10 protein-coding genes are annotated in these 10,325 nt (G+C 47.3%); all 10 read right to left on the reverse strand.

Translation table 11 applies throughout. The features are described from left to right. Positions 1-442: iron chelate uptake ABC transporter family permease subunit (locus WG8_RS29040; protein WP_007432477.1), on the reverse strand; the 442-nt coding region annotated here is incomplete at its 3' end. A gap of 1 nt (position 443) precedes the next feature. After that, positions 444-1,508, reverse strand: a complete 1,065-nt coding sequence (locus WG8_RS21980) for a FecCD family ABC transporter permease (protein WP_007432478.1) — start codon at positions 1,506-1,508, stop codon at positions 444-446. Positions 1,509-1,740: 232 nt separating this feature from the next. Further along, positions 1,741-2,709 (reverse strand): iron-hydroxamate ABC transporter substrate-binding protein, encoded by a 969-nt coding sequence (locus WG8_RS21985; RefSeq protein ID WP_007432479.1) that lies wholly within the window; start codon positions 2,707-2,709, stop codon positions 1,741-1,743. A gap of 38 nt (positions 2,710-2,747) precedes the next feature. Beyond that, positions 2,748-4,463: an ABC transporter ATP-binding protein gene (locus tag WG8_RS21990; protein WP_007432480.1), complete on the reverse strand. Its 1,716-nt coding sequence runs from the start codon at positions 4,461-4,463 to the stop codon at positions 2,748-2,750. Between the two features lie 37 nt (positions 4,464-4,500). Beyond that, positions 4,501-5,508 carry an ABC transporter substrate-binding protein gene (locus WG8_RS21995; protein ID WP_007432481.1) on the reverse strand — a complete coding sequence of 336 codons (1,008 nt, stop codon included), beginning with the start codon at positions 5,506-5,508 and terminating at the stop codon, positions 4,501-4,503. Between the two features lie 270 nt (positions 5,509-5,778). Then, complete coding sequence (locus WG8_RS22000) at positions 5,779-7,005, reverse strand: MFS transporter (protein ID WP_007432482.1); 1,227 nt, start codon at positions 7,003-7,005, stop codon at positions 5,779-5,781. Positions 7,006-7,017: 12 nt separating this feature from the next. Continuing rightward, positions 7,018-8,217, reverse strand: coding sequence for a M24 family metallopeptidase (locus WG8_RS22005; RefSeq protein ID WP_007432483.1), 1,200 nt, complete (start codon positions 8,215-8,217; stop codon positions 7,018-7,020). 50 nt (positions 8,218-8,267) lie between these two features. After that, positions 8,268-9,101, reverse strand: coding sequence for an ABC transporter permease (locus WG8_RS22010; protein WP_007432484.1), 834 nt, complete (start codon positions 9,099-9,101; stop codon positions 8,268-8,270). Beyond that, positions 9,091-10,011: an ABC transporter permease gene (locus tag WG8_RS22015; protein WP_007432485.1), complete on the reverse strand. Its 921-nt coding sequence runs from the start codon at positions 10,009-10,011 to the stop codon at positions 9,091-9,093. The genes WG8_RS22010 and WG8_RS22015 overlap by 11 nt, the downstream gene beginning before the upstream one ends. After that, positions 10,008-10,325: TOBE domain-containing protein (locus WG8_RS27245; RefSeq protein ID WP_007432486.1), on the reverse strand; the 318-nt coding region annotated here is incomplete at its 5' end. The genes WG8_RS27245 and WG8_RS22015, both read right to left, overlap by 4 nt.

The following is a 10,325-nucleotide window of genomic DNA, read 5'->3' on the forward strand; positions in this document are numbered from 1 at the left end:
GGCCAGCCGCTCCTGAGCCTATCAGCGCAAGCCCGGGCAATAAGAATAATGAATTTGTAGTTTGCATGGATGGAAAAAGCAATACAAACAGCATGACCATTAGCCCGGCCCCCGCATTTATTCCCAGGATACCAGGGTCCGCCAGACCGTTGCGCGAAACACCCTGCATAATACACCCGGATACAGCTAGACCTGCACCGATCAAAATGGAAATAGCCATGCGCGGCAATCGAAATTCAAACAGGATTAATTCCTGCTGTGGAGTCCCTTGACCCAATAAGGTTTTAAAAAGCTCCATGGGCGAAAGTCGAATCGTTCCCGTATTCGCGCTTATGGTAAATGCAGCAATGAGCAACATGATTAAAATGATAACAACGATCCAATCATGGATTTTTTTGCGGTGACTTGCTTTGGCAATAGCCCCACTCGTAACATTGTTCATCTTACAGCGCCCTCCTTTCTTTGCGTGCCAGATAAAGGAAGAACGGCACACCAATGAGGGCAATAAGCACACCTACTGGTGTTTCCTCAGGTGCATTAATCATACGGGCCGCCAGATCGGCAAACACGATGAGCAAAGCTCCTATAATGGCCGAGCACGGAATAATCCAGCGATAATCGACGCCAACCAGCTTACGGGTGATATGAGGAATGATCAATCCCACGAAGCCTATGGAGCCTACTAACGATACCGCCGCACCTGCAAGAATTAGAACAAGCAGCATTCCCGCTACCTTTACCAGCCCTGTTCGCTGACCCAAACTCAGTGCGATTTCATCGCCCAAGCTAAGCAGTGTAATAGAGCGCGACAACATGAGAGCGCCGATAAAGGCTACCACCACCCAAGGCAAGACAATACCCAGCTGAACCCATTTCGTTCCACTCAGTCCCCCTGCATACCAGAAGGCCAGATCCTGTCCAACATTAAAATACAAGCTGATCGCGTCACCCAAGGCTGACAATAATGCCGTCACAGCTGCACCCGCCAATACAAGCCGCACTGGTGTAATGCCAGTCTTGGATAAGGAGCTTGTACCATATACCATCACAACAGCCAAGGCCGCACCAACAAAGGAGTACAGCATCAACTGTAAAAAGGAAGAGCCGGGAAAAAGAGCAAAGCAAATCGCCATCGCCAAACTCGCTCCTGAATTCAGGCCAAGCAAGCCCGAGTCAGCAAGTGGATTGCGGGTCATGCCCTGCATAATTGCCCCTGCAACAGCAAAGCAGACTCCGATTAATACACCTCCCAAAATCCGAGGCAAGCGGATTTCCCAAATAATTTGATGGTTTTGTATTGCAGGATTAAAATGAAAGACTGCGTTCCATACCTCAAACAGCCTAATCGAGGCTGCACCAAAGGATAAGGATAAAGCGATACCAAACGCTAAAAGAGCTACCCCTGCTGTTAAAATAAGTGAAGCCGCCCACGGCCGCGAGTGAAATTGAGTTGGCGGCTGGTTATGACTACTCCGAGCAGGATTATCCGATGATTCTGATAATTTCATGACTATTGTTCACCCTAACTGTTGAATAGTATGTAGGTTCCCCATAAACCTGCGCTGACGAAACGTATGATAATGAGAATTATTATCACGCAATCTTTATTATTGTAAATTAATGCGTCAATCGCTTCAATAGCTAATTTCGACAATCTCATATAGCTTTGCTAATTAGAAATAATTAAAGCCCTTCGGCATAAATACCAAAGGGCTGCCAGCAACGTCTGAGCTGCTATTTCTATGAAGCGCTCACTTCATTCCGCTGCACAAGAAGATCTGCAAGCTCTTCAGCTTGTCCCACAATAGCAATGGGATCAAAATACCAATATCGGTCCTCCTGAAGCTCAAAAACTCTGTCATTTCGAACGGCACTCAGTGATTTCCATATGCTGTCTCCCGTATATCCGGTGTTTTCCTTACTAACGGTCAGAAAAATATAAGAGCCTGCATACTTGTTAATCACCTCTCTCGAAACGGACTTCCATTGAGTTTCACCCATGAGTTCTTTTTGAACAAGCGGCGGTGGGGTCAGTCCCAGACCTCTATAGACCGCTTGGCCTCCTCTGCCAAAATTGTCACCATATACATAGTATTCCTTGGCAGTCGCCTCCATAACGGTAAACGTATCCCCAGGTTGGATGATTCCCTTCAACTTGTCACGCGCCGCCTGCATCCGCTGATCATATTGGGTAAGCCATGTTTTGGCCTCCTGTTCTTTTCCAAGAAGCTCACCAAAAGCTGTCAGCTCCTCATGCACATTTTTGTACGTCCCATAAGGAATGACGATGGTCGGAGCAATTTTGCTGTATTTCTCATACTCGCCTGGATCTTTGGAACCAATAAGGATCAGATCCGGCTCCAGAGCCAGGACTTTTTCAACGGACACGCTACCGCGGTCTCCAATACTTGCAATGCCTTGTACAAGCTCCTTCGAGAACGGGTTATCCAGATAATACTTTACACTTCCCACAGGTTTGATCCCAAGGGCCAATAAATCATTTTGATACATATCTACCACGATCCGTTTGGGCTGGACAGGAATCGTAATCTCTCCATGAATGGTTTGGACTGTCTTGGTTGCCGCTGGCTTCTCCCCGCCAGAAGCTTGATCCTGCTTTTCAGCAGATGGGTTCGTTTGGCCTGCACATGCGCTCAGAGCTACAACGAGTATAAGCAGTATTGCCAAACTCCAAATTTGCTTCTTCAAGAATTTCATCCCTCTCACTTTTGCTTTCAAAGGTCTAATTACGTACCATACTGAGCTTGGTGCAGGCGGCTATATGCCCCCTTTGCGGTCAGCAATTCTTCATGTCTACCTTGCTCGGCGATACCTTGATCTGCAACTACGATAATGCGGTCGGCATTTTTGATCGTTGCCAAACGATGGGCAATCACGAGCGTTGTTCGGCCTTGCGACAGTTCCGTCAGTGCTTGCTGAATCGCGGCCTCCGTCTCCGTATCCAATGCTGATGTCGCTTCATCCAAAATGAGAATTGGCGGATTTTTTAGAAACATCCGGGCAATAGACAAGCGTTGCTTTTGACCGCCGGACAGCTTCACGCCTCGTTCGCCAATCATCGTATCCAGCCCCTCCGGATATGAGCGAACCAGATCTTCAATCTGAGCCCGCCGGGCAGCATCCCAAATTTCATCTTCTGAAGCATCAAGCTTGCCGTAAGCAATATTTTCACGAATCGTTCCATCAAAGAGAAATACATCCTGCTGTACGATACCAATCATGGATCGCAGCGAATCCAGCTTCATTTCACGGATATCCATGCCATCAATCGTAATGCTGCCTTCCTCGACATCATAGAAGCGAGGCAGCAAGCTGCAAAGTGTCGTTTTACCTGCTCCCGATGGACCAACAAGTGCTACGGTTTCTCCTGCATGAATGGATAGGTCCACTTTGCGTAGTACCTTATCTTTGTTTTCATAGCCAAACGTGACACCTTCAAATTGAATATCTCCGTTAAGATGCTTAACGGTCTTGGCACCTGGCAGATCCTCTACGTCAGATTCACTCTCCAGCAAATCCAGGTAACGTCGGAAACCGGCAATCCCTTTGGGATATGTTTCAATGACGGAGTTAATTTGTTTGATGGGTGCGAGAAATACATTGGACAGCATTACAAATGCGATAAACTCCCCATAGGTCATCTGCCCCTCAATAACAAACCATGTTCCACATACAAGCACAAACAGTGAGACCAGCTTCATCAGAATAAAACTAATCGAAGAATTCCATGCCATAATGCGATAAGCGATCAGCTTTGTTTTACGAAACCGTCCGTTATTTTCAGCAAAACGCTCTATTTCATGTGCTTCGTTGGAGAAAGCCTGTACAACGCGGATACCGCTAACGTTGTTTTCAATCCGGGCGTTGTAATCCGCAATATCAGAAAACATACGATGGAAAGCAGCATTCATTTTACGGCTAAAATACAAGGACAAGTAAATCATCAGCGGGACAATAATAAATGTCAGCACAGCCAGCTTCCAGTTAATGCTGAGCATGATACCGAAGGCCCCGCCCAGAGTCATCAGTGCAATGAACAAATCCTCGGGTCCGTGGTGGGCAATTTCTCCGATATCCATCAGATCGTTGGTCATACGGGAGACCAGATGCCCTGTTTTGTTATTGTCAAAAAAACGAAAGGATTGCTTTTGTACGCGATCAAACAGCTTTTTGCGCATGTCTGACTCAATGTTAATTCCCAGCTTGTGCCCCCAATAAGTAACCACGTAATTCAGTCCGGCACTTACGACATAAATCCCAAGCAGAGCTAAACAGGCAAATAAAATCCATTTCCAGTTCCCGCTGGGCAGCAAATCATCGACCACTCGGTTAACCGCAAGGGGAAAAGCCAGCTCCAGCAGCGCAGCCAGCAGGGCACAAGAGAAATCGATGATAAATAAAGTCCGATAAGGACGGTAATATTCAAAAAATCGTCTTAGCATAGTTATGATTTCTCCCTTCTTAATTCAAATGAACTAATCATTTAGGATCACCGGAAAACATTTGAATGGCTTCATCCAGTGATTTATCAATAGCAAGGGGTGAATATGTAAACCATGGATCAGCCTTGATGATATACACTTTGTGATTTTTGACAGCCGGCAGGTTTTTCCACAGAGCACTTTGCTCAATTTCCTTAAGTATCCCGTCTTTAGTCGCTTCATCATAAACGAGCATAATAATCCGGTCTCCAGACAGTTCAGGCAGCTTTTCCATCGAAATGGAATCATAAACAAAATTAAATTTCGGGTCCTGAGCCAGCTTCTGACGTATGTACTCGGGCGGGTTCAATTCCAATGAACGGTAAATGACATGGCCTACATTTCGCGCCCCGTAAACTCTTAGCACATCCTTGCCATAGGTCATATAAATCGTTATTGCTTCATCTTTCTTAAATTTCCCGGCCAGCTTCTTTCGTCCTTCTTCGGCCTTTTTATTGAGGCTGGCGATCCACTGCTCAGCTTCCTTATCCTTACCCAGCACGGCTGCAACATCCCGCAATTGCTTGAATACATCTCCGTTGCCAAAAGAAACGACCACGGTTGGAGCAATCTTTTCCAGCTGCTCCTTCACTTCCGGAGTGGTATCTTCTGTTGCAATGATCAGGTCCGGTTGGAGCTCCAGCACCTTCTCAACATTGGTCGGGTTCCCAATATCAGCAATCCCGTCAATCTGTCCTTTTAAATAGTCGCCTTCGAGCAAATAAGAAGTAACTCCCACTGGCTTAACACCCAAAGCCAGCATAGCATCCAAATATTGCGTCGTTACTACTCGCTGCGGATTGGCAGGAATACGGATCTTATTGCCGGTAGCATCTGTATATTCACGCGTAGCAACCGTTTTCGATTGCCCGGAAGAATCATTAGTACCCGTCTCTTTGTTCGTCTGAGTGTTGTTACCTGCGTTCCCGCATGCACCCAGCACCAACGTCAACAGTACAACCAGACAAATCGTGATTCCCAATTTCGTTCTCTTATTTTGCTGCACGATATAAATCCCCCTTAAATATATATATCAAAATGATAGTGATTCTCATTGTCACATAGTTTTTATTTTATCTATTAGCGAGTCTTCTTACAATACAAATTTTAGAGAATTACTTCCATAGAACCTTTAAATACAGCAATAGATTTATTAAATCCATAATCTGTTGGCCCTTTTCTTGGTACAATGATAAGCTCTATTCAATCTCTTCCCTTCTCACTATAAAATGGTATAAAACAAAAGCTGCCTTCGTCAGGCAGCCTTTGTCCATTTTTATATTGTACGCGTAGCATCAGGCCGTTTGCCTGTTGTATTTCTAGATGCTCCCCGGCGCTTTAAAACAACATTCAGGATCAAAGCAACCGTCATATATCCCGTAATCATCAGAATAACACCGTTCCATCCGAAACTTGCATAAAATATACCGCCCAAGGTACCGCTAATACTGGAGCCGGTATAATAAAAAAACAGATAGAGCGCAGACGACTGCGCCCTGTGCTCAAGCGCCAGAAGACCAACCCAGCTGCTTGCAATCGAGTGTCCCCCGAAAAAACCAAACGTAAACAACGCAATACCGATAATCATTACCCACAGACTGCCCGTTAATGTCAGCAAGGCACCCAACAGCAGAATTCCAATCGCAACCCCCATAACAGCATATCTGCCGTATCTGTCAGACTGTCTCCCCATCCAGGTGGAGCTGACCGTTCCCATAATGTACACAACAAAAATCCAGCCGATCAGGCCGGATCCGAGCAGATAAGGAGGCGCAGAAAGACGATATCCAATGTAATTAAACAGCGTAACGAAGCTGCCCATAAACACAAAGCCCAGCCCATACAGACACAGTAGCGCCGGGTCTTTACAGGGAACAAAAAGCGTACGAATGGTATCTGAAAAACGGACCTTACGACGCTTGAAGTTACGCGAAGCCGGAAGCCACTGCCAAAACAATACAGAAGATACGATGCTAAGCAAGGCCAAAATTCCCAAAGCAGTTCTCCAGTTCGCCAAATCGGTTAAGGTGCTGGTCAAAATTCGCCCGCCCATCCCGCCGATGGAATTCCCACTGATATACAAACCCATGGCATAGCCCAGATGAGCAGGATTTATTTCCTCACTAAGATAGGTCATAGCGATGGCGGGAAGCCCCGCGAGAATCATCCCTTGGATCATTCGAAGAATAAGCAGCGTTAGAAAACCCGAACTAAGCGTTAACAGCAACCCCACGGCAGATGCTCCGACTAAGGAGCAGCACATGATGATTTTCCTTCCTTTTTGATCCGATAAAATACCAACGAACAGCATTGTTACCGCCATGGCGATGGTTGATATGGATAGTGAAAGACTTGCGGTGGCTGGGGAAATGCCAAAATCTTTTGAAAACTCGGGCATCAGCGGCTGCATGCAATATAACAAGGCAAATGTGCTGAATCCTCCTGCGAACATAGCCAAGCTCGTTTTGCGAAACGAACGGGACCCTTTTTGAATATATGTCATAAGAATCCCTCTTTATTGCCGATATAGTTTCCGTTCCATATGAGTTAAAAATTCATACCCGTCCTTGGTTACAACTACCGTATCTTCGATTTGAAAACCGCCTGCACCCAGCTCATAATAAGGTACCTCGACACAAAATACCATGCCTTCCTCCAGCGTTCGGTGATCTCCAGGAGCCAGGACAATATCATCATACAGCTCCAGACCAATAGCATGTCCCACATGCTGACGACGATAGTGCGGAATCCCTTCTTTTTGGACGGTTTGAACTGCAGCCTGGAAAATATCCGATGCTTTGGCTCCGGGACGTACCCGCTCCAGTGCTCGCTCCCAACCGCTATAAATAGCTGAAAAATGACGCTTCTGCCAGTCTGTCGGTTCTCCCAGCACAGTTGTGCGCCCGGTATCCGCCCAATAGCCGTCCAGGTGACAGCATAGATCAAACCGTACCTGCTCTCCAGGCTGTACACGGTGAAAATAACGTTCTATTAATGGCAACGCACTGCGTGGACCAGCTCCCACAGCAACCATCGCCGGAACCGCACCCGCTTTTACCATCTCCAGACGATAATGTTCGGCCAGCTCCTCTTCATGTACATTTTCAGCGATTTTGCGGATCATTTCAAGCTCAATACGCTCGTTCAGCTCAGCTACACGGCGGAGCCGTCTGATTTCTTCCTCTGTTTTCACTTGCCGAACTTCCCTGAACAGCGCATAGGCCGGCTTGATCGCTCCATTTGGCAGTTCTTCTATCAGACTTGCATAAAGCGCTGGTGCAATACGCATTTCATCCACTCCCAACGGGCCTTGGGAAATATCCAGATCACGCAGGGCTGCCTGTAGTGCTTCAATAGGTCCCGCATAAGTTTGCACACGACCGAGAAGATCAAAAAACAGATCAATGTCAGGGGTCGAAGCTTTGCCTTCCGGTGATCCTTCCAGAAAAAAATCACTGTACAAGTACAGCTCCGCATCCGGCAAGCCCATTTGGGCAATCACGCCCAGTCGGTTAGTCGGTAAAATAAGACGTGTCGGCGCAAGCGGCTGTTGCGGTAAAACAGCATATATTTGCATAGTCCAATTCGTGGTTCGTAGTTGGGAGCCAATTACGTACGAGATATTTTCGGGTGTTGTAGCCACAAGGGCTTGTAACCCTTCACGTTTCATAATCTGTAGGGCCCGTTCACGGTTGGCCGTATTCGTGTTTGTCATCGTGCTTCCTCCTTTGGAATTCATTTTAGATATGAATAACGACGCGTTTGTTACTCATTCTCTTTTGGTCCCAGTACTCTCTGTACCTCAGGCACAGAGCGCAAGATCAGCTTTAAGCCAAAAAACAGCACCAGTGCAATTAACAGCATAACGGTTGAAACAACCGCGATGGTCGGGTCCTGCCATTTTTCCATGTACAGGAAGAGTTCAATAGGCAGAGTGTTATTTTCAGGTCGCAAAATGAGCAGTGCCGTCTCTACCTGATCAAATGTAAATATAAAAGCGATAGCCCCGCTCATTAGCAGCCCCAGTCGTATTTGTGGCAGTGTTACTGTAAAAAATACGCGCAGCGGACCCGCACCCAGATCAGAGGCAGCCTCCTCATGCTCCCGGCGTACATTAGCCAGTGTGCTGCCTATGATACTTAATACAAATGGCAGAATCGTGACCGCTTCTCCTAAAATGAGGGCCAATAAACCACCCGCAATCTGAAGCTTGGAAAACAAAATTAAGTAGGCAATGCCCAGTGCGATTTTAGGCACCACCATCGGGGACATGAATATGGCACGCAACAGACTGCGTCCAGGAAACTCAAAGCGCTGAATAGCCAGAGCAGCCAGCGTACCTGCAACCAACGCAAGCAACGTGGCGCAAACGGAAGAAAAAACACTATTGCCAAACGCATGGAGAAACTGGGGCTGCGAAAGCAAATTTTCATACCAACGCAACGACAAGCCTGTGGGCGGAAAAACGCTGTAGGCAGCAGCATTGAGTGAAGTAATCACAACAATGACGAGCGGCAGCACGAGAAACAGGCACACAATCATCGCAATGAGGAAGAGAATTAGATGATATCCCCAAGAGGATAGACCTCTAAGGCGCATCCGCAGCACCTCCTTTTCCGGAGCGTTGAAACGTAAGAAAGTCACCGAGCCGATTCAACAGCCATACAGCCAAAGTCGAAGCGATAATCAGGAACAGACTTGCTACTGCGGCAATCGGCCAATTGGTATCCAACGTCCGCTGATAAATAAAGGTAGGCAAGGTCATCACTCTCCCCCCTCCTATCAGTGCCGGAGTCGTAAAAGCAGTCAGACACAACGTAAATACGATCTGCACACCGGATACGATCCCGCGTACCGACAAAGGCAGCGTAATCGTCAGGAATGTGCGCAAGCTTCCAGCACCAAGATCATGAGCTGCTGCCTTGAGCGTACGATCCTGCTGCACCAGCACACTCAAAATCGGTATAACCATAAAAGGAAGAAAAATATGAACGAGCGCAATGATGACGCCCGTCTCATTAAAGGTCATTTCCAGCCCGGTTTCTGCAATGCCTGTCCGTATCAGCAACCAGTTCAAAAGCCCTTGCCTGGACAAAAGAACAAGCCACGCATAAGACTTGACCACCGCGCTGACCAGCAGGGGAAGGAACGTAATTAATAGCACAGTTTGTCTCCAGCCACTACTGCGAATATGTGCTGTATAATACGCCAACGGGTAAGCAAGCAGCAGGCTTATGAGTGTCACCCTGATCGTCAACCAAAAGGTATCCCTGATGACTTTCCAGTAGTAAGGATCGGTCAAAAATGTGCGATACGCTGTCCATTGAAAAGCGGATTGCAACCGCCCACCTTCAAATGAATCCAGGCTATAACGAGAGAAAATAAGCAACGAACCGATAAAAATGAATCCCATCAGCAGGAGGGACGGTAGCAGTAGCAATAGCGGTGTGACCCATGATTTGCTCTTGGGCGTAATCCAGTCGACTACACGGTAAGCCAGTCGGTTCACACGCCTCCCTCCCCCTGATCAGATAGAAAGACAGCATCCTGCGGGTCCCACCCGATAGTTACCGTTTTACCGGGAGAAAATCGTGGTTTGCCCGGAAAATGAGGGACATGCGCTGTTAACTGCGGGAATTCGCTCACACCGTCCAACTCCAAGGTGTAGCGCAGCATCGTGCCTCCATAGCGCACATCCTGAATCACGCCTGTAAGCCGATTGCGCAGGCCCTCGGCCTCTGAACCAATCCTCACATATTCATAGCGGATTGAGATATGGCCTTGATCTCGCAGCGACAGCGTTCGTTGATCCTGCCCGATATG

The sequence above is a fragment of the Paenibacillus sp. Aloe-11 genome (assembly GCF_000245715.1).
GTDB classification, from domain to species: domain Bacteria; phylum Bacillota; class Bacilli; order Paenibacillales; family Paenibacillaceae; genus Paenibacillus; species Paenibacillus kribbensis.

What these genes read in the sequence shown, in the direction of transcription:
- WG8_RS22005 (WP_007432483.1), bottom strand. Translation starts at nt 8,217, where the DNA reads ATGACAAACACGAATACGGCCAACCGTGAACGGGCCCTACAGATTATG.
- WG8_RS21980 (WP_007432478.1), bottom strand. Translation starts at nt 1,508, where the DNA reads ATGAAATTATCAGAATCATCGGATAATCCTGCTCGGAGTAGTCATAAC.
- WG8_RS22010 (WP_007432484.1), bottom strand. Translation starts at nt 9,101, where the DNA reads ATGCGCCTTAGAGGTCTATCCTCTTGGGGATATCATCTAATTCTCTTC.
- WG8_RS21990 (WP_007432480.1), bottom strand. Translation starts at nt 4,463, where the DNA reads ATGCTAAGACGATTTTTTGAATATTACCGTCCTTATCGGACTTTATTT.
- WG8_RS22000 (WP_007432482.1), bottom strand. Translation starts at nt 7,005, where the DNA reads ATGACATATATTCAAAAAGGGTCCCGTTCGTTTCGCAAAACGAGCTTG.